Origin of the sequence: Oerskovia enterophila (assembly GCF_001692445.1) — a bacterium.
In the GTDB taxonomy this organism is placed as follows: Bacteria; Actinomycetota; Actinomycetes; order Actinomycetales; family Cellulomonadaceae; genus Oerskovia; species Oerskovia enterophila.
The window spans coordinates 11,893-31,464 of record NZ_MAQA01000051.1; the positions used below are offsets into that span (position 1 = coordinate 11,893).

19 protein-coding genes are annotated in these 19,572 nt (G+C 73.6%); 12 read left to right on the forward strand and 7 right to left on the reverse strand.

What is annotated here, in order from left to right:
• Positions 1 to 10: 10 nt before the first annotated feature.
• From mgtE to OERS_RS16695, 5 genes are all read left to right on the forward strand, one after another.
• Entirely contained in the window at positions 11 to 1,339 is a 1,329-nt protein-coding gene (gene mgtE, locus OERS_RS16675; protein WP_056651818.1) for a magnesium transporter, read from the forward strand.
• 144 nt (positions 1,340 to 1,483) lie between these two features.
• Positions 1,484 to 3,274 (forward strand): SulP family inorganic anion transporter, encoded by a 1,791-nt coding sequence (locus OERS_RS16680; RefSeq protein ID WP_083201565.1) that lies wholly within the window; start codon positions 1,484 to 1,486, stop codon positions 3,272 to 3,274.
• Positions 3,275 to 3,503: 229 nt separating this feature from the next.
• On the forward strand, positions 3,504 to 4,172 hold the full coding sequence (locus OERS_RS16685; protein ID WP_068627154.1) for a GAP family protein: 669 nt from the start codon (positions 3,504 to 3,506) through the stop codon (positions 4,170 to 4,172).
• A complete protein-coding gene (locus tag OERS_RS16690; protein WP_211268504.1) occupies positions 4,169 to 4,666 on the forward strand; it encodes a Fur family transcriptional regulator in 498 nt (165 codons plus the stop codon). The genes OERS_RS16685 and OERS_RS16690 overlap by 4 nt, the downstream gene beginning before the upstream one ends.
• Positions 4,667 to 5,163: 497 nt before the next feature.
• A complete protein-coding gene (locus OERS_RS16695) occupies positions 5,164 to 5,625 on the forward strand; it encodes an HNH endonuclease (protein WP_056763662.1) in 462 nt (153 codons plus the stop codon).
• 3 nt (positions 5,626 to 5,628) lie between these two features.
• On the opposite strand, the gene OERS_RS16700 is transcribed toward OERS_RS16695, so the two are convergent.
• Positions 5,629 to 5,829, reverse strand: a complete 201-nt coding sequence (locus OERS_RS16700; RefSeq protein WP_068627156.1) for a hypothetical protein — start codon at positions 5,827 to 5,829, stop codon at positions 5,629 to 5,631.
• An 85-nt stretch (positions 5,830 to 5,914) separates the two neighbouring features.
• Between OERS_RS16700 and OERS_RS16705 the strand changes: the two genes are divergently transcribed.
• From OERS_RS16705 to OERS_RS16715, 3 genes are all read left to right on the forward strand, one after another.
• Positions 5,915 to 7,198 (forward strand): MFS transporter, encoded by a 1,284-nt coding sequence (locus tag OERS_RS16705; protein WP_068627158.1) that lies wholly within the window; start codon positions 5,915 to 5,917, stop codon positions 7,196 to 7,198.
• Between the two features lie 5 nt (positions 7,199 to 7,203).
• Positions 7,204 to 7,560 carry an ArsR/SmtB family transcription factor gene (locus tag OERS_RS16710; RefSeq protein ID WP_139107896.1) on the forward strand — a complete coding sequence of 119 codons (357 nt, stop codon included), beginning with the start codon at positions 7,204 to 7,206 and terminating at the stop codon, positions 7,558 to 7,560.
• 145 nt (positions 7,561 to 7,705) lie between these two features.
• Complete coding sequence (locus tag OERS_RS16715; protein ID WP_068627162.1) at positions 7,706 to 8,434, forward strand: PAS and ANTAR domain-containing protein; 729 nt, start codon at positions 7,706 to 7,708, stop codon at positions 8,432 to 8,434.
• A gap of 73 nt (positions 8,435 to 8,507) precedes the next feature.
• Here the strand turns inward: OERS_RS16715 and OERS_RS16720 are convergent, their stop codons facing one another.
• From OERS_RS16720 to OERS_RS16730, 3 genes are all read right to left on the reverse strand, one after another.
• Complete coding sequence (locus tag OERS_RS16720; RefSeq protein ID WP_082608952.1) at positions 8,508 to 9,275, reverse strand: GAF and ANTAR domain-containing protein; 768 nt, start codon at positions 9,273 to 9,275, stop codon at positions 8,508 to 8,510.
• Positions 9,276 to 9,416: 141 nt separating this feature from the next.
• Complete coding sequence (locus tag OERS_RS16725; protein WP_056651841.1) at positions 9,417 to 9,839, reverse strand: CBS domain-containing protein; 423 nt, start codon at positions 9,837 to 9,839, stop codon at positions 9,417 to 9,419.
• A 106-nt stretch (positions 9,840 to 9,945) separates the two neighbouring features.
• Complete coding sequence (locus OERS_RS16730; RefSeq protein ID WP_056651844.1) at positions 9,946 to 10,809, reverse strand: SDR family oxidoreductase; 864 nt, start codon at positions 10,807 to 10,809, stop codon at positions 9,946 to 9,948.
• A 172-nt stretch (positions 10,810 to 10,981) separates the two neighbouring features.
• Between OERS_RS16730 and OERS_RS16735 the strand changes: the two genes are divergently transcribed.
• Positions 10,982 to 12,796 (forward strand): FAD-dependent oxidoreductase, encoded by a 1,815-nt coding sequence (locus OERS_RS16735; protein WP_068627164.1) that lies wholly within the window; start codon positions 10,982 to 10,984, stop codon positions 12,794 to 12,796.
• 175 nt (positions 12,797 to 12,971) lie between these two features.
• Here the strand turns inward: OERS_RS16735 and OERS_RS16740 are convergent, their stop codons facing one another.
• Complete coding sequence (locus OERS_RS16740) at positions 12,972 to 13,718, reverse strand: endonuclease/exonuclease/phosphatase family protein (protein WP_068627166.1); 747 nt, start codon at positions 13,716 to 13,718, stop codon at positions 12,972 to 12,974.
• 64 nt (positions 13,719 to 13,782) lie between these two features.
• Between OERS_RS16740 and OERS_RS16745 the strand changes: the two genes are divergently transcribed.
• Positions 13,783 to 14,403, forward strand: coding sequence for an L-threonylcarbamoyladenylate synthase (locus OERS_RS16745; RefSeq protein ID WP_056651850.1), 621 nt, complete (start codon positions 13,783 to 13,785; stop codon positions 14,401 to 14,403).
• A gap of 84 nt (positions 14,404 to 14,487) precedes the next feature.
• Entirely contained in the window at positions 14,488 to 15,915 is a 1,428-nt protein-coding gene (locus OERS_RS16750; protein WP_068627168.1) for a UTP--glucose-1-phosphate uridylyltransferase, read from the forward strand.
• Between the two features lie 169 nt (positions 15,916 to 16,084).
• On the opposite strand, the gene OERS_RS16755 is transcribed toward OERS_RS16750, so the two are convergent.
• A complete protein-coding gene (locus tag OERS_RS16755) occupies positions 16,085 to 17,452 on the reverse strand; it encodes a serine hydrolase domain-containing protein (protein ID WP_211268505.1) in 1,368 nt (455 codons plus the stop codon).
• 143 nt (positions 17,453 to 17,595) lie between these two features.
• Between OERS_RS16755 and OERS_RS16760 the strand changes: the two genes are divergently transcribed.
• Positions 17,596 to 18,372, forward strand: a complete 777-nt coding sequence (locus tag OERS_RS16760; RefSeq protein WP_068627170.1) for a MerR family transcriptional regulator — start codon at positions 17,596 to 17,598, stop codon at positions 18,370 to 18,372.
• Positions 18,373 to 18,921: 549 nt separating this feature from the next.
• Here OERS_RS16760 and OERS_RS16765 read toward each other — a convergent pair.
• The coding region (locus OERS_RS16765; protein ID WP_248948693.1) for a YigZ family protein at positions 18,922 to 19,572 on the reverse strand (651 nt) is incomplete at its 5' end.

Genomic DNA, 19,572 nt, shown 5'->3' on the forward strand with positions numbered 1-19,572 from the left:
GGGTGGTGCCATGCGTGCACACCCCGAGGCCCGGACCGAGCGACCCCACGACCTGGAGGACCTCCAGCACCGCATCGCGAGCATGGACACCCAGGAGGTCGTCGACGAGCTGGGGCGGCTGGGCGACGAGCGGCGCGCGGTCGCGTTCCGCCTGCTGCCCAAGGGCCGGGCGGTCGAGGTGTTCGAGGACCTCGACCCGGCGATCCAGGCCGAGCTCGTCGAGGCGCTGCGGGCCGACTCGACCGCGGAGATCTTCGCGGCGCTCGACCCCGACGACCGGGCCTCGCTGCTCGACGAGCTGCCCGCCGGTGTCGCTGCCCGGCTCCTGGAAGGGCTCGGGCCCGACGAGCGGGCGCTGACGACCGCGCTGCTCGGGTACCCCGAGGACAGCGCGGGTCGGCGCATGTCGCCCCGGGTCGCCTCGGTGCGCCGCGGCACGACGGTCGAGGGTGCGCTCGACGCGCTGCGCCGGGCGGGGGACGACGTCGAGACCATCTACACCGTGCCCGTCCTGGGCCCCGGGCGCGTGGTCGAGGGCGTGGTCTCGCTGCGCAGGCTGCTCGTGAGCGACCCCGGCACCCCGGTCGAGGACGTCATGTCCCCGGCCGTGACGGTCGAGGCCACCGACGACCAGGAGCACGCAGCGAACGTCGTGCGCGACGGCGGGTACGTCGCGGTGCCCGTGGTCGACCACGAGGACCGCCTCCTCGGGGTCCTCACGGTCGACGACGCGATGCGTATCCTCGAGGCCGAGGACGACGAGGACTCGGCGCGCGTGGGCGGCTCCGAGCCCCTGCGCCGCCCGTACCTGTCGGTCTCGGTCCTCGGGCTCGTGCGCTCGCGCGTGGTCTGGCTCCTGCTGCTGATCGTCGCGGCGAGCCTGACGGTCGGCGTCCAGAGCTACTTCGAGGCCGAGCTCGACACGGTCGTGGCCCTGGCCCTGTTCATCCCGCTGCTTATCGGCACGGGCGGCAACGCGGGCTCCCAGGCCGCCACGACCGTGGTCCGCGCCCTGGCCGTGGGGGACATCCGGCGCGGGGACCTGCTGCGCGTCGTGGGCCGCGAGATGCTCACGGGCCTGCTGCTCGGCACGGTGCTCGCCGCGGTCGGGTTCGGCCCTGCGGCCTGGGTCGCGGGCGTCTCGATCGCGCAGGTCCTCGCCATCACGGTCGTGGGAGTGTGCGTGCTCGCCACGACGGTCGGGTCGAGCATCCCGATCCTGGCGCGCCGCGTGGGCATCGACCCCGCGATCGTCGCGGCGCCCTTCATCTCGACGTTCGTCGACACCCTGGGCCTGATCATCTACTTCTCGGTCGCCAAGGTGGTCCTGGGCATCTAGCCCGGACGGCCGCACGCGCGGCGAGGTCCCAGCGCGAGGCGAGCGGCGCCGTCGGGCCCCGTTCCTTCCTGATGCCGAGCGCGGCCCGCGCGGATACGTTCACCCGTGAGGCGCGCGCGGCGCCTCCGGGAGAGAGGCGGGCGCATGCCGCACAGCACCAGTCCACGCACAACGAGCACCCGACCCCGCCTCCTGTTCGCGTCCCTCCAGGGGTACCGCGGGGCCTGGCTGCGCGGCGACGTGGTCGCGGGGCTGACGGTGTGGGCCGTGCTCGTGCCCGAGTCGCTCGCGTACGCGACGATCGCGGGGGTCTCGCCCGTGGTCGGGCTCTACGCGGCCGTGCCCTCGCTGATCCTCTACGCGGCGTTCGGCAGCTCGCGCCACCTGATCGTGGGGCCCATGTCCGCGACCGCGGCGCTGTCCGCGAGCGTGGTCGCGGCGTTCCGTCCGGGCGACGACGCGACGTTCGTCGCGCTGACGACCGCGGTCGCGCTCGTGACCGGTGTGCTGTGCCTGGTCGCGGGCATCGCCCGCCTCGGCTTCCTGGCCTCGTTCATCTCCGAGCCCGTGCTCAAGGGCTTCATCGTGGGCCTGGCCCTGACGATCGTGATCGGGCAGGTGCCCGCGCTGCTGGGCGTCGACAAGGGCGAGGGCAACTTCTTCGAGAAGCTCTGGGCGATCCTCACCGAGCTCGGCACCGCGCACCCGCTGACCGTGGTCCTCGGCGTGGGGTCGCTCGCCGCGGTGCTGGTCATCAAGCGGTGGCTGCCCAAGGTGCCGGGCTCGCTCGTCGTGGTCGGGGTCGGGATCGCGCTCGTCCTGCTGCTCGGGCTCGACGACGACGGCGTCGACATCGTGGGCCCCATCCAGGCGGGCCTGCCCGCGCTCGGCCTGCCCACGGGCGTCGACTGGAACACCTACACCGACCTGATCGGCCCGGCCGCGGGCGTCATGCTCGTGGGCTTCGCCGAGGCCCTGGGCGCCGCCAAGACCTACGCCTCGCGCGAGGGCTACGACATCGACGCCAACCGCGAGCTGCTCGGCATGGGCGCCGCGAACCTCGGCTCGGGCCTCGCGTCCGGCATGGTCGTCAACGGCAGCCTGTCCAAGACCGCGGTGAACGGCGGCGCGGGGGCCCGGAGCGAGGTCTCGGGCCTGGTCGCGGCGGCGCTCACCGTCCTGACCCTGCTGTTCCTCACGCCCGTGTTCGAGTCCCTGCCCGAGGCCACGCTCGCGGCCGTCGTCATCGCGGCGGTGATCGAGCTCGTCGACGTCAAGGCCCTGCGCCGCCTGTTCGACCTCGCGACCCCGCGCAGCAAGGACCTGTACGGCGGAGCGGCCCGCCACGACTTCTGGGCGGCGCTCGCGGCCATGGTCGGCGTGCTGGTGCTCGACACGCTGCCGGGCCTCGTGCTCGGGATCGTGCTCTCGCTGTTCCTGCTGCTCGGGCGGGCCTCGCGCCCGCACGTGGCCGTGCTCGTGCGCAGCCCGCACGGGGTGTGGGTCGACCGCGCACGCCGGGTCGCCACGGGCAAGGACGGGGGCACGGGCGTCGAGGGCGTGCTCGTGGTGCGCGTCGAGTCGGGCCTGTTCTTCGCCAACGCCGACACGGTGCGCGCGGCGGTGCGTCGCCTGGTCGCCGACGCCTCGCCCCGGGTCGTGGTCCTGGACGCCGAGACGGTGCCGTTCGTCGACGTCGAGGCCGCCGACATGCTCGGGACCCTGCGCCACGACCTGGACCGCGTCGGCGCCCGCCTGGTGCTGGCGCGGGACGTGGGCCAGGTGCGCGACGTGCTGCGCGGCGCCGTCGGGCCGGACGAGCTGCCGCCCACCTACCCCGACGTCGACACCGCGGTGGCCGCGGCTCTCGCGGACGGCCCGGGGGCGGCGCGCGGCTCGGCGGGCGACGCGCCCGCGGGAGCGCCCGCCTCCTGAGGCCCGACGGCGCCCTCTTGAGGCCCGACGGCGCCGCGCACCTGCCGGGGCGGGGATCCTTCCCGCGCGGCGCGAGGGGCGCGGCACTACGGTCGGGGTGACCGGTGCGGCGGGGCGCTGCCCGACACGGCCGAACCGGCCCGGACCGGGCGCGTGCGCCCGGGTGGAGAGCAGGACCACGAACGTGGCGCGGCGTCCCGGCGCCCGCCGCACGACGAGAGGAAGTGCCGTGGGCGCAGCCATCGGTCAGTCCCTGCCCATCGCGGTGGGCGTTCTCATCAGCCCCATGCCGATCGTGGCGGTCGTGCTGATGCTCGTCAGCAGGAAGGCCACGGCGAACGGGTTCTCGTTCCTGCTGGGGTGGATCGTCGGGATCGCGGTGCTGGGGTCGATCGTGCTGCTCGTGGCCGGGGCCGCGACGCCCTCGGAGTCCGGGCCGCCCGCGTGGGCCAGCGTCGTCAAGATCGTCCTGGGTTTCCTGCTCCTGCTGCTCGCGATCAAGCAGTGGCGCGGGCGTCCGCGCGCGGGCGCGACCCCGGAGACACCGAAGTGGATGAGCGCGATCGACGCCTTCACGCCCGTCAAGGCGTTCGGGCTCGCGGTCCTGCTCGGCGCGGTCAACCCCAAGAACCTCCTCCTCGTGGTCTCGGGGGCCGCGGCCATCGCGGCGGCGACGTCCGAGACCGGTGAGCAGCTCGGGGCCCTCGCGGTCTTCGTGGTCGTGGCGAGCATCGGGGTCGCGGCCCCGGTGGTGATCTACCTCGCGATGGGCGCGCGCGCCGCGACCATGCTCGAGGAGCTCAAGACCTGGATGATCCAGAACAACGCGGTCATCATGGCCGTGCTGCTCCTGGTGCTGGGCGCCAAGATGGTCGGTGACGGGATCACGGCGCTGTGAGCGGGCAGGGGCACGAGCACCAGCACCTGGCCGCTGCCGGTCCGGGTCCGGAGACCGACCCTGTCGACCCCGTCGAGGCCGCGCTGGACCGGCTGCGGGCAGGCGGGCACCGCGTGACCGAGGCGCGACGGGCGGTCCTCGAGGTCCTGGCCACGGGCGAGGGGCACCCGAGCGCCGACGAGCTCTCGGCCCGGGTCCAGGACCGGCACCCGGGCATCCATCGCGCGACGATCTACCGGACCGTGGACCGGCTCACGATCCTGGGCGTCGTGACGCACGTGCACATCGGGGGAGGGGCCACGGCCTACCACCTGGCCCCGGGCGAGCCGTCCCGGGAGCACCTGCACGCGATCTGCAGCTCGTGCGGACGCATCATCGACCTGCCCGGAGACCTGCTCGACCCGGTCACGACGTGGCTCGCGACGGCGGCCGACTTCACGCTCGCCCCCGCGCACGTGGCGCTGTCCGGGGTCTGCGGGACCTGCCGGGCCTAGGCCGGGCGCCGGGGGAGCAGCGGCGTGAGGAGCTGGCCCCGGCGGCCCTCGGCGCGGCGTCTGCGGAGCACCTGCGCGATCCCTCCCCGAAAAGCCCTTGCCGTGGCCCCGGGGGCGGAGGCTACTGTGGTGATCGTCCGGTCAGGAGGCCGGCGTCGTACGGGGCAGCCCGGACGTCACCGCTCCTGACCCGTTCTCATGAGGTGCCGCCCCGGCGGCCCGCACGAGCTGACGCACACGAGACCGCGCCGGAGTGGTAGCGCGGCGAGCCAGGCACATGAACCTGGTCACGACGGGGAACCGTGGTGTGCGTGGAGTTCCCAAGTCGCCCGGTCTGCAGTCGGGCGGCTACCCCTGGAGAGGCATGTGCCAAGGACGGCGACGGGACGCACCAGCGTCCCGTGGGGCGGGTTCGATTCCCGCCCTCTCCGCACGCAGCGCGAGCGCTCGTGGCGTCGAGGACCTCGACGCCACGGGACGCAGACGGGAGTCGGTCGATGAGCGAGGTCCTCATCTACAACCTGGGGGGCGGGCAGGTCCTGGGCCGTGTCTCGCTGGGGCACGCGATCCGCATGCTGCACCGGCGGGTCGCTGCGGTACGCGAGGCCGTCGAGGGCGAGACCTTCGGCCCCTACCAGCGCCCCGTCTCGGTCGAGCTGGTCCGCTACGTCCACACCCGCTGGGTCTACGAGCGCACGGGACGCGTGCCCTACTCGCGCGCGGCGCTCCTGCGCCGGGACCGGCACCGCTGCGGCTACTGCGGGGCCCCGGCCACGACCATGGACCACGTGGTGCCCCGGTGCCAGGGCGGCCCCACGACCTGGATGAACGCGGTGGCGGCGTGCGAGGCGTGCAACAGCGCCAAGGCCGGGCGGACGCCCCTCGAGGCGGGCATGACGCTGCGTTCACGCCCCTTCGAGCCCGTGCTCGCGGACGTCTACCCGCACGGCAGGGTCTAGCCCTCAGGGCTGCGGGGCGTTCTCCACGCGGATCGTGCCGTCCTCCTCCAGGACGAGGCGCCGGGGGTCTCCCTCGGCGAGGTCCAGGGCGTGCTCGAGCGCGAGCCGGGGCACGTCGAGCGCCCAGTCGGGCAGGAAGCGGTACGTGCGCAACGCCTGCAGGATGGGGCCGGGCGGGATGCGACGGGACGTCAGGTCGGACACGGCTCCAGGATCCCACGACCGAGCCGCCCCGGGCCGATTGGTTGCATAGTTGCATCACTGCGCAAGCAGGCAGGATGATGGGGGCATGCTCTCCGCCCTGTCCCACCCGGTCTACCGGCGCCTGTTCACCGCGCAGGTCGTCGCCCTCGCCGGCACGGGGATCGCGACCGTCGCCCTCGGGCTGCTCGCCTACGACCTCGCGGGACCGCGCGCGGGCGCGGTGCTCGGGACCGTCCTCACGGTCAAGATGGTCGCCTACGTGGTCCTGGCCCCGCTCGCCGCGGCGCTCCTCGCCCGGGCCCCGCGCCGCGCGGTGCTCGTCGGGGCGGACCTCGTGCGCCTGGGCGTCGCGCTCGCGCTGCCGTTCGTGGGCGAGGTCTGGCAGGTGCTGGTCCTGGTCGTGGTCCTGCAGTGCGCCTCCGCCACGTTCACCCCCACGTTCCAGTCCGTCCTGCCCGACGTCCTGCCCGACGAACGCGACTACACCTCGGCCCTGTCGCTCTCGCGCCTGGCCTACGACCTCGAGGCCGTCGCGTCCCCGGCGCTCGCGGCCGTCCTCCTGCTGGTCCTGACCCCGTCCCAGCTCTTCTGGGGGACCGCGGTGGGGTTCGCGGCCTCGGCGCTGCTCGTCGTCTCGGTCGTGCTCCCGCGGCGGGCGCCCGAGGCCGGGGCTGCCCCCTCGAGGCCGGACGGCTCGTTCGGGTGGCGCCTGCGCCGGGGAGCGGTGCTGTTCGTGCGCACGCCGGCCCTGCGCCCCGTGCTCGCGCTCGACCTCGCGGTCGCGGCGGGGGTCTCGTTCGTGCTGGTCCAGAGCGTGGTGGTCGCGCGGGTGGGACTGGGGCTCGGGCCCGACGGCGTCGCGGTCCTCCTGGCGGTGTGCGGCGGCGGGTCGGTGGTCGCCGCGCTCACCCTGCCCCGGCTGCTGCGCACGCTGCCCGAGCGACGCGTGATGCTCGGGGGAGCCGTCCTCGTGACGGTGGGCTGCGCCGTCGTGCCCCTGGTCCTCGCCCTCCCGCAGCGCGGCGCGCTGGTCGGGGTGGTCCTCGCGTGGGCGGTGATCGGCGCAGGATGGTCCGCGGTCGAGACGCCCGTGGGGCGCGTGGTGCGCCGGTCGGTCGGCCCCGACGACCTGCACGCTGCGTTCGCCGCGCAGTTCTCGCTGTCCCACGCGTGCTGGTTGCTGACCTACCCGCTCGCGGGGCTGCTGGGGGCGCTCAGCCTGTCCTGGGCCGCGGGCGTGCTCGCCCTGGTCGCGGCCACGGCGACCCTGGCCGCGCGGGCGCTGTGGCCGGTCCCCGGCGCCGGGAGCGACGCGCCCAGCGCGGACGCGCCGCCTGCCGTGCGGGCGCACGCCCAGGTGGGAGCATGAGGGGGATGGCCACCACGCAGCGCGACGTCCGACCCGCCGCCCCTCCCGAGGCCGACCTCGACCGGGCGGTCGAGGTGCTGCGCCTGCTCGCCGACCGCACGCGCCTGGCCGTGCTGCAGATGCTGTCCGGCACCGAGATGTCGGTCACGGCCATCGCCGAGGCCCTCGACCGGCCCGTGCCCGCGGTCTCCCAGCACCTGGCCAAGCTCCGTGCGGGCCACCTGGTGACCTCGCGGCGGGAGGGCACGAGCGTCTACTACGCGCAGGCCACCGAGCACGTGGGGGCGCTCGTGACGAACGTCCTGCACCACACCGAGCACACGCTCTACCCGCTGCCGCCGCACCACGCGCTCGAGGAGTGAGGCGGGCGCCCGCGGCGTCAGGAGGTCACCGTGGGGTCGCCGGGTCGCGAGGGCATGCTGGCTCTCCTGCTCGCCGGGGCCTAAGGTGGGGCACCTAGGAGTCAGGAAGCGGCCCCTCGACACTTTGTGCTGAGAGCGAGACCTCATGACGACCGAACGAACCCCCCGCCGTCGCCGGCGCGACCCTCTGGCCGAGGCGCTGAGCATCGGGCGCGCGCACCCCACCGCGCAGTACCGCGTGGACCTGCGCACGGGCGAGTGGTGGTGGTCCGACGAGATGTACCTGCTGCACGGGCTGGCACCGGGATCGGTCGCGCCGACGGCCGCGCTGCTGGCCTCGCACAAGCACCCCGACGACCGTGACGCGGTCCTGCGCGAGGTCGCGATGCTGCGGACCACGGGTCGTCCCTTCAGCTGCAGCCACCGGATCGTCGACGCCCGCGGCCGGACCAGGACCGTCACCGTCACGGGCCAGGGGCGTCGGGACGCGTCGGGGGCCGTCGTGGAGGTCGTTGGCCTGGTCGTGGACAGCACCGCGGCCCACGAGGACGCGCTGCGCCGGGAGGTGACCCGCCAGGTCGCGGTGGGGCTCGCGGACCGCGCCGTCGTCGACCAGGCCAAGGGCGTGCTCATGGCCACGCACGGGCTGGACTCCGACGGGGCCCTGGACCTGCTCGTGGTGCACGCGAGCGAGAGCAGCCGTCGCCTGCCCGACGTGGCCCGCGAGCTGCTCGACGCGCTGTCCGTCGCGGGCGGGCTGGGCGAGGACGCGAAGGACCGCGCCGACGCGTGCCTCGCGGCGCTCGAGCCCGGCAGCGTGAGCCGCGTGGGCGGGGCGCAGCTCTTCCGGCGCAAGGGCGCGGCCGCGGGCTGAGCCGGCCCGCGCCGCGCCGCTGCGTGGCGCGGTGGTGCGGTGGTGGACCGAAGGTCCCGCGGCGCCCGGGCCCCTAGTCGGCGCTGGGGCGCTGGGGCAGGACCCGGGTCTCGACGACCTGGCGCGCGAGGTCGTAGAGCTTGACGTTGGAGTCCTGCGAGACACGGCTCAGGACCCCGAACGCGCGCTGCGCGGAGAGCTGGTAGCGCTCCATGAGGATCCCCTGGGCCTGCCCGATCACGGTGCGCGTCTGCACCGCGCTCGTGAGCTGCTCCTCGGTGCGGGCCGCGGTCAGGGCCGCCGCGGCGACCGCGGCGAACGTCGAGACCATCGAGAGCGTCGTGGCGGGGAACGCGGCCACGGACCGCGAGTAGAGGTTGAGGGCGCCGTGCGAGGTCTCGCTCGTGAAGAGCTGGACGCACAGCATCGAGCGCACGCCCAGCTCGTCCTGGACCTGGTCGGCCCAGCGCTGCCAGCGGGGCTCGGTGGCCAGGTCGTCGGTGCGCACCAGGTCGGTCTCGCGGATCGCGTCCAGGCACGGCCCCTCGTTGAGGGCGTACTGGAGCTCGTCGCCGCGTCGGGCGAGCGCGTGGGACGCCGCCGGGGTCTCGATCTGCCCCTTTCGGGTCACGAGCGAGATCCCGGCCGCGTCGCAGCCGTCGACCATGGCGACCGCGAGCTCGACGATCCGGTCGAGAGTCTCCTGGAGGCTCGGCTCCTCGGCCAGGGCGCGGGCAGCCGCCGCGACGGAGGACTCGACGGCCGAGGCCGGGCTCACCCCGGTGCCGTACTCGACCGTCGAGGGGGCGGTGGTGGTGGTCTGCTGCAGCTCCTGCGTCATCCTGCGTACCCGTTCGTGCTCGGGGGTGTCCGGTGTCCGGTGCACAGCGCGCCGGTCCTCCACCTCTCGGGGACTACGCTACGCGCCCGCACGCGAAAGTCCGGGCCTGGGTCGCCCCGACGCACCCCACACGGGCTCGGCTCAGGCGCCCTCCAGGCTCCCGGCGCCCTGGGTCTCGGTCACGGTGACGAGCCCGCGCTCGATCGCGGTCACGAGGTCGGAGAGCCGCACGATCCCCACGAGCTCGGCCCCGACCATCACGGGCAGGCGCAGCAGGGCGTGGCGCTCCATGATCCGCACGGCCTCCCGGGCGGGGTCCTGGGGGCTGAGGACCACGAGGTCCTCGGTGCACAGCCCGCCCACGGGATGGTCGGGCGAGGCGTCGGCCGCCAGGGCGCGCACGATGCTGCGGTCGGTGAGGATGCCCACGACGTCCCCGTCGTCGAGCACGACCGCGTCGCCGGCGTCCTCGTCGATCATCGCGCGCGCGACGCTCGCGACCGTCGCGCTCTGCTCGACCGTGCAGAACGTCGTGGACATGAGCTGGGCGATGGTCGTGGGCATCGTCGGCCTCCGAGGGACCCTTTGCGGTGCGTGCGGGCCACTTCTCGACCCGCGTCCAGGCTAGCCCGAGACCGCCGCCCCGGCCGGGCGGGGCGGCGGGGCGACCTCAGAAGACGGGCTTGCCGCCCGTGACCCCCAGCACGGTCCCCGAGACGTAGCCCGCGTCGGTGGGCGAGGCCAGGAACACGAAGGCCGGGGCGACCTCGGCGGGCTGCCCCGCACGACCGAGCGGGGTGTCCGCACCGAACGCCTCGATCTTCTCGGGCGGCTGGGTCGCGGGCTGCAACGGCGTCCAGATCGGTCCGGGGGCCACGGCGTTGACGCGGATCCCCCGCGCGCCGACCTCCGCGGCGAGGTTCACCGTGAAGTTGTTGATCGCGGCCTTGGTCGAGGCGTAGTCGAGCAACGACGTGGACGGCTGGTAGGCCTGGATCGAGGAGACGTTGACGATCGAGCCCCCCTCGCCCAGGTGCTCGAGCGCGGCCTGCGTGACCCAGAACAGCGCATAGAGGTTGGTCTTGAGCACGCGGTCGAGGTCGTCCGTGGTGACGTCCGCGATCGACGACCTGCGCGCCATCTGGAAGCCCGCGTTGTTGACGAGCACGTCCAGACCGCCCAGGCGGGCGACCGCGTCGGCGACCGTGTCGCGCGCCACCTGCTCCTCGCGCAGGTCCCCGGGCAGCAGGACGACCTCGCGGCCCGCCTGACGCACCCAGCGCGCGGTCTCCTCGGCGTCCTGCTGCTCCTCGGGCAGGTAGCCGATCGCGACGTCGGCGCCCTCCCGCGCGAACGCGATCGCGACGGCCCGGCCGATGCCCGAGTCGCCGCCCGTGATCAGGGCGCGCAGGCCCGCGAGACGGCCCGAACCGCGGTAGGAGGTCTCCCCGTGGTCGGGAGCCGGGTCCATCGGTGCGGTGAGCCCCGGGGGCTCCTGCTGCTGGGCGGGGAAGGCGGGGGCGTCGTCGGGCATGGTGTTCCTCCGTCGGGGTGTCGAGGGACGCGTCGAACCGGTCCCTCCCCACGCTAGGTCGGCGCTCGCGGACTCGCAGGAGGTGCGTGCGCCCCGCCCCGTGGCTGGTGGCAGGATGAGCACCTGCCGGGCGCGACGGGGCGCCCGCCCACGCGACGAGGTGACCAGGACCATGACCGACGACGTCTCTGCGGACCAGGACCGCGCACCGACCCGCGACGTCGACGTGCTGGTGGTCGGCTCGGGCTTCGGCGGGTCCGTCGCGGCCCTGCGGCTGACCGAGAAGGGGTACCGGGTCGCGGTCCTCGAGGCCGGTCGTCGCTTCGCCGACGAGGACTTCGCCGCGACCTCCTGGCACCTGCGCGACTTCCTGTGGGCGCCGCGCCTCGGCTGCCTCGGCATCCAGCGGGTGCACCGACTGCGGGACGTGCTCGTCCTGGCCGGCGCCGGGGTCGGCGGCGGGTCCCTCGTCTACGCCAACACCCTCTACGAGCCGCTCGACGCGTTCTACACCGACCCCTCGTGGGGCCACCTGACCGACTGGAAGGCCGAGCTCGCGCCCTACTACGACCAGGCGCGGCGCATGCTCGGCGTCGTGACGTACGCGGGCAGCACGCCCGCGGACGAGGCCATGCACCAGGTCGCGCGCGAGATGGGCGTCGAGGGCACGTTCACGCCCGCCCCCGTGGGCGTGCTGTTCGGCGCCCCCGGGGTGCCCGTGCCCGACCCGTTCTTCGGCGGCGCGGGCCCCGCACGACGCGGGTGCCTCGAGTGCGGCCAGTGCATGACCGGGTGCCGCCACGGCGCCAAGAACACGCTCGTCAAGAGCTACCTGCACCTCGCCGAGGCCGCCGGGGCGCGGATCCACCCCCTGACGACCGTGACCCGCATCGCCCCGCTCCCGGACGGGGGCTACGAGGTCACCTCGCGGCGCACCGACCGACCGTTCGCCCGGCGCACCCGCTGGACCGCCCGGCACGTCGTCCTCGCGGCCGGCGCCCACGGGACCCAGCAGCTCCTGCACGCCCAGCGCGACGCGGGCACCCTGCCCCACCTCTCCGAGCGCCTCGGCATGCTCACCCGCACCAACTCCGAGGCCCTGCTGGGCGCCACGGCCGACCGGCGCGCCCCGGGCGAGCCCGCGCCCGACTACACGCGCGGCGTCGCGATCACCTCCTCGTTCCACCCCGACGCCCACACGCACGTCGAACCCGTGCGCTACGGCCGCGGCTCGAACGCCATGGCCCTCCTGCAGACCGTCCTCGTCACGCCCCGCGGCGCTCGCGGCCCGCGCACTCAGGGCGAGGGGACCGCGCCCGACGACGGAGCCCGCCCCGGGAGCGCGCCCTCGCCGGGGGAGTGGGTGCGCGAGCTGTGGGCCCAGCGCCGCCGGCTGCCCGCCATGCTCGACCTGCGCGGCTGGTCCGAGCGCACCGTGATCGCCCTGGTCATGCAGAGCCACGACAACTCGCTGACGACGTACACGCGGCGCACGTGGACGGGGCGGCGCCGGATGACCTCGCGCCAGGGGCACGGCGCCCCGAACCCCGGGTGGATCCCCGCCGCGCACGAGGCGGCCAGGCGCCTGGCCCGGGTCATGGGAGGGGCGCCCGGCGGGAGCATCGGCGAACCGTTCGGCATGCCCCTCACAGCCCACTTCCTGGGCGGGTGCGCGATCGGCGCCTCACCCGGGTCCGGTGTGATCGACGCGTACCAGCGTGTGTTCGGGCACCCGGGGCTGCACGTCCTGGACGGGGCCGCGGTGAGTGCGAACCTGGGCGTCAACCCGTCGCTGACGATCACGGCCCAGGCCGAGCGGGCCGTCGCGATGTGGCCCCGACGCGGTGAGGAGGACCCACGTCCCCCGCTCGGCAGCGCCTACCGGCGCGTGGCCCCGGTCGAGCCGCTGCGCCCCGCCGTGCCTGCCGGGGCGCCCGGTGCGCTGCGCCTGCCCGTCGTACGCATCACGCACGGCACGTCGGCCTGAACCGGGGGAGAAGTGCCCCTGCCCCACGGGCGGGGCAAAGAGATAGAACACCTGTTCGAAGGAATCGGGGCGCTTTCGAAGCGGCGATCGAACAAGTGTTCTATCCGTGGGTGCGGTGCGGGACGACGACGTCGAACTCCTGTTCGAACAGTGCCGGTGGGCCAGCGGCCGCGACTCAGCCGAGAGGCTCGATCTCCACGTCCACCACGAGCGCCCGATGGTCCGAGAGCCCCGTGTCGACCGACCGTCCCGGCGACGTCGGGCGCACCGACCCGTCAGCCAGGACGTGGTCGATCTGCAACGTCGGGTGCGCGACCGGGTACGACCGGGCCACCACCAACGGGCTCCACCCCGTGACCGCCGCCGGGATCTCCGACCGCAGGTTCATGTCCCCCAGGACCACCAAGGGGCGCGGGGCGTCCGCAAGACCCGCCGCCAGGTGATCGAGCTGGTGCTCGCCCCAACCGTCCAGGAAGCTCAGGTGCGTCGCGACCACGGTCAACGGGCCCTGCGGAGTCACGACGACGGCAGCGAGAGCCGTGCGCGGCTCGTCCAGGCGCCACCGCGGACGACGCACGTCGTTCCCCCGCGGCAGCGGGCGCCACCACGGACGACGAGGGAGCGGCAGGACCCGCCACTCGTGGACCGGGAAGCGCGAGAGCAGCGCCACGCCGTACTGCGCACGCCCCCCAGCACCCCGCCGATCGATCGTCGCCGCGAACCGGTGGTCGACCGCACCCATGGCCTCGGCCGCGACCTCGGCGAGATCCACGTGCCCCGAGCGCCGCTGGTTACGATCCACCTCCTGCAACGCCAGCACGTCCGCACCCAGGTCCGCCACCGCACGCGCGAACCGGTCGACGTCCACCAGGTCGTCGACCGTGGACCGCCCGTGCAGGATGTTGAAGGTCGCCAGTCGCATCCCACCGATTGTCCTCCCACCCCGGCGCGCGGCACGCCGAGCCGCGCTGACCTACGCTCGGTCCATGGCGAAGTACTTCGACGTGCACCCCGTCGACCCCCAGCCCCGCGCGATCGACCAGATCGTCACGCTCCTGCGCGACGACGCCCTCATCGCCTACCCCACCGACTCCTGCTACGCCCTCGGCGCGCGGCTCGACTCCCACAGCGCCACCCAGCGCATCCGCGACATCCGCCACCTCGGCGACAAGCACCACTTCACGCTCGTGTGCGCCGACTTCGCACAGCTCGGACAGCTCGTCAAGATCGACAACGCCGCCTTCCGCGCCATCAAGGCCTCCACGCCCGGCAGCTACACCTTCATCCTGCCCGCGACCTCCGAGGTGCCCCGGCGCCTCGCGCACCCCAAGAAGAAGACCGTCGGCGTCCGCATCCCCGACCACGCCGTGACCCAGGCCATCCTGCGCGCCCTCGGCGAACCCCTGCTGTCCAGCACCCTCCTGCTCCCCGGCGAGGACGAACCCATGACCCAAGGGTGGGAGATCAAGGAAGCCCTCGACCACCAGGTCGACGCCGTCGTCGACTCCGGCGACTGCGGCACCGAACCCACCACCGTCGTCGACTTCTCCTCCGGCACGGCCGAGGTCGTGCGCGTCGGCGCAGGAGACCCCTCCCGCTTCGAGTAGCACCGGCCCTCCGCGCGCCGCGTGTGACCGGCACACCACGAACCACCCAGCGCGACCCCGCCCACCAGCCCTAGCATCGACACCATGAGCAGCCAGGGCCTCACCCACTCCCAGCACAAGATGACCGACGCCGGCGTCCACCCCACCGCGATCGACGTCTTCAGCCGCTTCTACGCACTCCTCCAGGACGGCGCCACCGGCACCGTCCCCGAGGCCGACATCGAACCCCTCACCGACGTCACCCACCGCGACGACCTCGACGTCACCCCCCAGGACGCCGCCGACGCGCTCTCCCGCACCGTCCTCATCAAGCTCAACGGAGGCCTCGGCACCTCCATGGGCATGGACCGCGCCAAGTCGCTCCTCACCGTGCGCGACACAGGCGCCGACGGCTCCGACGCCACCCCCCTGACCTTCCTCGACATCATCGCCCGCCAGGTCCGCGCCGCCCGCGCCACCACCGGCGCCCAGCTCCCCCTGCTCTTCATGAACAGCTTCCGCACCCGCGACGACACCCTCGCGGCGCTCGCGGCCTACCCCGACCTCGCGGTCGACGGGCTGCCCCTGGACTTCCTGCAGAACCGTGAGCCCAAGCTGCGCGCGGACGACCTCGAGCCCGTCGAGTGGCCCGCCGACCCGGACCTCGAGTGGTGCCCGCCGGGGCACGGCGACCTGTACACGGCCCTCGTGGCGTCGGGGGCGCTCCAGGCCCTGCTGGACGCCGGCTACCTGTACGCGAGCGTGTCCAACTCGGACAACCTCGGGGCCGCTCCGGACGCCGCGATGGCCGGCTGGTTCGCGGCGTCGGGCGCTCCCTTCGCGGCCGAGGTGGCCCGGAGGACGCCCGCGGACCGCAAGGGCGGCCACCTCGTCGTGCGGCGCTCGGACGGCCGGCTCGTCCTGCGCGAGACCGCGCAGACCCCCGAGGAGGACCTGGCTGCCGCGGGGGACATCGAGCGTCACAAGTTCTTCAACACCAACAACCTGTGGCTCGACCTGCGGGCGCTGGCGGCCGAGCTCGAGCGGACCGGGGGAGTCCTCGAGCTGCCGCTCATCGTCAACCCCAAGACCGTCGACCCGACCGACCCGTCGTCGACGCCCGTGATCCAGATGGAGTCGGCCATGGGTGCCGCGATCGAGGTCTTCGAGGGCTCGACCGTGATCGAGGTCGACCGCAGCCGGTTCCTGCCCGTCAAGGCGACGAGCGACCTGCTCCTGCTCCGCTCGGACGTCTACGAGCTCGCCGAGGACTTCACGCTCCGGGCCCGGGTCGAGGCGCCGCTGATCGACCTCGACAGCGCGCACTACAAGCTCGTGGGCGACTTCGACGCGCGGTTCGCGCAGGGCGTGCCGTCGCTGCGGGGAGCAACCGGGCTCGCGGTGCGGGGCGACTGGACGTTCGGCCGGGACGTCGTGGCCGAGGGTGACGCGGTCCTGGAGGACGCGGGTGCGCCGTCGAGCGTCCCGGACGGGGCGCACGTGGGTCCCGCAGGGATCGTCGCGGGCTCCTGAATCACTGCGCCGTGCGCGCGGGCAGACGTCATGGCGCCGTGACTTCTACAGAAGTCACGGCGCCATGACCGCTGCACGGTTCATGGCACCGTGACCAGATGGCGAGACTGCTCTCGGACGAGACCGAGCCGCGTGCAGGGGTGCCGCAAAGTACCGTTCGAGCTCGTCGTCAGTCGATGGCCTGGTAGAGCGTGGTCCAGAAGTCGCTCATGGCACGCGGCGAATCCGGGGTGGACAGTCCGACCTGGGTGAGCAGGACTCCGGTGAGCTGGTTGGTCCTGTCTGCGTAGGCGGTGGTGCCGGTACCGCCGAACCAGCCGAACTGGCCGATGGGCGCGTAGTCGCCGCGATAGGTGCGCACCGCCATCCCGAAGCCCCAGCCGCCGTTCGCCCCTTGGCCGGACGACAGGTGGGCGACGTGGCTGAACATCGCCTCCCTGGCGGCAAGCTGCTCGGGCGAGAGACGGTTGGTGGTCATCAGCTCGACGGCGGCCCGGGACAAGATCTTCTCACTTCCGTGCATCCCGTGGTTGAGCAGCATCTGGAAGTAGGCGTGGTAGTCGTCGGCGGTCGAGACCAGCCCGCCGCCGGCGCCCTGGAACGCGGGAGGCGCGCTGGACCTTCCCCCTGCCGCCTCGTCCCACACGAGGAACTCGCCGGTCTGCGGGTCGGGCCCGAGCAGGGGCGGCAGTCGGTCGATCTTGTCGGCAGGCACGTGGAAGGCGGTGTCCTTCATCCCCAGCGGATCGAGGATGCGTGCCCGCAGGAACGTCTCCAACGACTGCCCCGTGACCCTGGAGACGAGCACACCGACCACCTCGTTGCTGAGGTCGTACTGCCACCGCACTCCGGGCTGGTACTGCAGCGGCAGCTCGCCGAGGCGACGCATCCACTCGTCCGGCTCCGGGGCCGGACCGGATGCCACGCTGTAGTCGAGACGCTCGAAGGTCGCGGCCCTGATCGGGGAAGCCATCGACTCGAAGTCCACCCCGAGCCCGAACGTGGACGTCAGAAGGTCCCGTACGGTGATCGGCCGGTGCGCAGGCACGGTGTCGTCCAGGGGCCCGTCGGGCCGCGTCAGCACCTGCCGGTCGGCGAGCTCGGGCAGCCACTGGTCCACGGGGTCGTCCAGCCGCAGCCGACACTCGTCGAGCAGGATCATCGCGGCCGCCATCGTGACCGGCTTGGACGTGGACGCCATCCGGAAGATCGTGTCCCGGCGCATCGGAGCGCCACCGTCATGACGCATCGTCCCGATCGCTTCGACGTGCGTCTGGCGACCACGGCTGACGAGGGCGACAAGGCCGGGAATCTTCGTGGACTCGACGTGCTGTGCCAGCACATCGTGCAGTCGACGCAGCCCTGCGTCGGAGAAGCCGCTGTTGCTCGTTCCCATGATGGATCTCCCCTTGACGGTGTGGTTCTCACGGCGGCCCTGGTGGCTGCCTGGCCCTTCGAACGGCCATGCGCAGAGCCTGCAGCCTTGACCCACGGTCAAGGTCAACCCCCCTGTGCCGATCAAGGGGGAGGCGCCCATCGCGAGGGCCCTGTCCCTCGTGCCAGCGGGGGCATGGAACGGGTGCGCGCTATCCTCGACGGTGATCGTCCGGGCTTCCGGGCCGTCGAACCGGCACGGTGCGCAAGGCCGCCGCCGCCGCGATCCGGAGGTGCACTGAGCCGATGACAGACGGGCTCACGATCGGTCAGGCGGCGGCGTTCGTCGGTGTCACGATCAAGACCGTGCGGCACTATCACCGGCTCGGCCTGGTCGCCGAGCCGGAACGCGACGGCTCCGGCTACCGCCGCTACCGGTCGGACGACCTGTACCGGCTGGTCCAGGTTCGGACCCTGGCCGCGGCAGGCGTGCCACTGGTCGAGATCGGTGCCCTGCTCGACGCCGATCCCGCGACGTTCGCCGCCACCCTGGACGACGTCCACCACCGACTCACCGAACGGATCGAAGACCTCGTCGCCCGACGCGACAGGCTGCACCGTCTCGACCACGGTGACCGCGCCCTGCTGCCCGACCGGGCCTGCGCGGTCTTGGAGCAGCTCGCCGAGCTCGGCTTCGGTCCCGGCTACATCGCCGGTCAACGGGAGGCCCTGGTGCTGGCCCGGGTAGTGGTCCCGGAGATCTTCGACGGCTTCCTGGACCGGCTCGAACACTCCCTGGGCGACCCCGAGTTCGTCGAGCTGACCAAGCGCTGTTGGGACGCGAGGTCGTGGGATCCGGACGACCCGCGGATCGAGGAGCTGGCGTCCACGCTGGCCGACAAGCTGCTGACCCGACGGGCGCTGCTGGCGATGCCGACCGGGTTTCAGGACCAGTCCGACGCCGCCTCCCGCTACGCGGTGGTCAACCACCACCGGGAAGACCAGGCGCCCTCCATCGCCCGGTTGAACACGCTGGTCGAGGCGAAGCTGCGCGCGGCCGGCATCACCGTTCCGCGTCAGTGACGGTCGCTCTGCAGACCAGGCGCTGCTGGGAGGCGCCGCCTCGTGCCGCCGCCAGCGGACCGGAGCCTCGGAGTCGGGTGGGGTGAGCCGCTTCGCCCAGGCGGCCAGCGTCGAGCCGTCGTCCCCGCGCTCATCGCACCCACCCTGTCGCAAGAGCAGCGGCGCACGCCGGGCGTTCCCGGTGTTCTCCGCAGAGCTGTCCCACCGCAGCTCCAGGGTCTCGCCGATCTCGTCGTCCGCGACGGACGCGAGCGGGCGGGCCTGCCGAGCGCTCGGATGTCGTGCCCATCCCGATCCCGTAGCTGCGGACTGCCGATGTTCCCCGACCCTGACACCCTCGACCTGATCGCGGCCATCGGCCGGGACCGCGTGGCGGCGCGGTCCCGAGCCGACGCGCTCCGTACGCGGCGAGCGCGGGCCACGGGCATCCCTGGGACAGGCCCCACGAGGGCGCTGAGGCGCCCTGAGAGGCGCGTGGCGCCGTCGGACGGGTTGCGCGTGCCCGACGGCGCCACGCGGCCGCGGAGAGCCCCTCGCCCTCGTCGTGGCTCAGGCCGGGACGTCGACGACCCGGCGGTCTCCCACGGCAGGCGACAGCGTCCCGCTGGACGCCGACGCGAGGTCGGCCTCGAGCGGCACGAGCTGCGCGGGCGGGACGAGCAGGCGGAAGACGGCGCGGGCGGCGTAGTCGGCGCCCTCGAGCACTGCGCCGTGGGTCGCGCACCACTCGTGCAGGACGTTGCCGATCCTGCCTGCCTCCGCGTGCGGGACCTCGACGGTGACCTCGACCATGACCTCGCGACGCAGGATCGGGGCGAGGTCGAGCGTCTCGCTCACGGCGTTCGAGTAGGCGCGGACGAGCCCTCCGGCTCCGAGCAGGACGCCGCCGAAGTAGCGCGTGACGACCGCGACGACGTCGGTCACGTGGCGGTGCCGCAGGACCTCGAGCATGGGGATGCCGGCCGTGCCCGAGGGCTCGCCGTCGTCGCTCGAGCGCTGCTGGTCGGCGTGCGTCCCCACGACGAGCGCCGTGCAGTGGTGCCGGGCGTCCCAGTGCTCCTTGCGGACGCGCGCGATGACGGCCTCGGCGGCCGCGACCGTGGTGACGGGGTGCAGGAGCGTGATGAACCGGGACTTCTTGACCACGAGCTCGTGCTCGACGGGGCGGGCGACGGTCGAGGGGAGCGGCGGGTCGTCGAC

What these genes read in the sequence shown, in the direction of transcription:
- OERS_RS16740 (WP_068627166.1), bottom strand. Translation starts at nt 13,718, where the DNA reads ATGCGACTGGCGACCTTCAACATCCTGCACGGGCGGTCCACGGTCGAC.
- OERS_RS16710 (WP_139107896.1), top strand. Translation starts at nt 7,204, where the DNA reads ATGGCCACCACGCAGCGCGACGTCCGACCCGCCGCCCCTCCCGAGGCC.
- OERS_RS16715 (WP_068627162.1), top strand. Translation starts at nt 7,706, where the DNA reads ATGACGACCGAACGAACCCCCCGCCGTCGCCGGCGCGACCCTCTGGCC.
- OERS_RS16750 (WP_068627168.1), top strand. Translation starts at nt 14,488, where the DNA reads ATGAGCAGCCAGGGCCTCACCCACTCCCAGCACAAGATGACCGACGCC.
- mgtE (WP_056651818.1), top strand. Translation starts at nt 11, where the DNA reads ATGCGTGCACACCCCGAGGCCCGGACCGAGCGACCCCACGACCTGGAG.
- OERS_RS16755 (WP_211268505.1), bottom strand. Translation starts at nt 17,452, where the DNA reads ATGGGCGCCTCCCCCTTGATCGGCACAGGGGGGTTGACCTTGACCGTG.
- OERS_RS16760 (WP_068627170.1), top strand. Translation starts at nt 17,596, where the DNA reads ATGACAGACGGGCTCACGATCGGTCAGGCGGCGGCGTTCGTCGGTGTC.
- OERS_RS16680 (WP_083201565.1), top strand. Translation starts at nt 1,484, where the DNA reads ATGCCGCACAGCACCAGTCCACGCACAACGAGCACCCGACCCCGCCTC.
- OERS_RS16705 (WP_068627158.1), top strand. Translation starts at nt 5,915, where the DNA reads ATGCTCTCCGCCCTGTCCCACCCGGTCTACCGGCGCCTGTTCACCGCG.
- OERS_RS16745 (WP_056651850.1), top strand. Translation starts at nt 13,783, where the DNA reads ATGGCGAAGTACTTCGACGTGCACCCCGTCGACCCCCAGCCCCGCGCG.
- OERS_RS16730 (WP_056651844.1), bottom strand. Translation starts at nt 10,809, where the DNA reads ATGCCCGACGACGCCCCCGCCTTCCCCGCCCAGCAGCAGGAGCCCCCG.
- OERS_RS16735 (WP_068627164.1), top strand. Translation starts at nt 10,982, where the DNA reads ATGACCGACGACGTCTCTGCGGACCAGGACCGCGCACCGACCCGCGAC.
- OERS_RS16720 (WP_082608952.1), bottom strand. Translation starts at nt 9,275, where the DNA reads ATGACGCAGGAGCTGCAGCAGACCACCACCACCGCCCCCTCGACGGTC.
- OERS_RS16695 (WP_056763662.1), top strand. Translation starts at nt 5,164, where the DNA reads ATGAGCGAGGTCCTCATCTACAACCTGGGGGGCGGGCAGGTCCTGGGC.
- OERS_RS16725 (WP_056651841.1), bottom strand. Translation starts at nt 9,839, where the DNA reads ATGCCCACGACCATCGCCCAGCTCATGTCCACGACGTTCTGCACGGTC.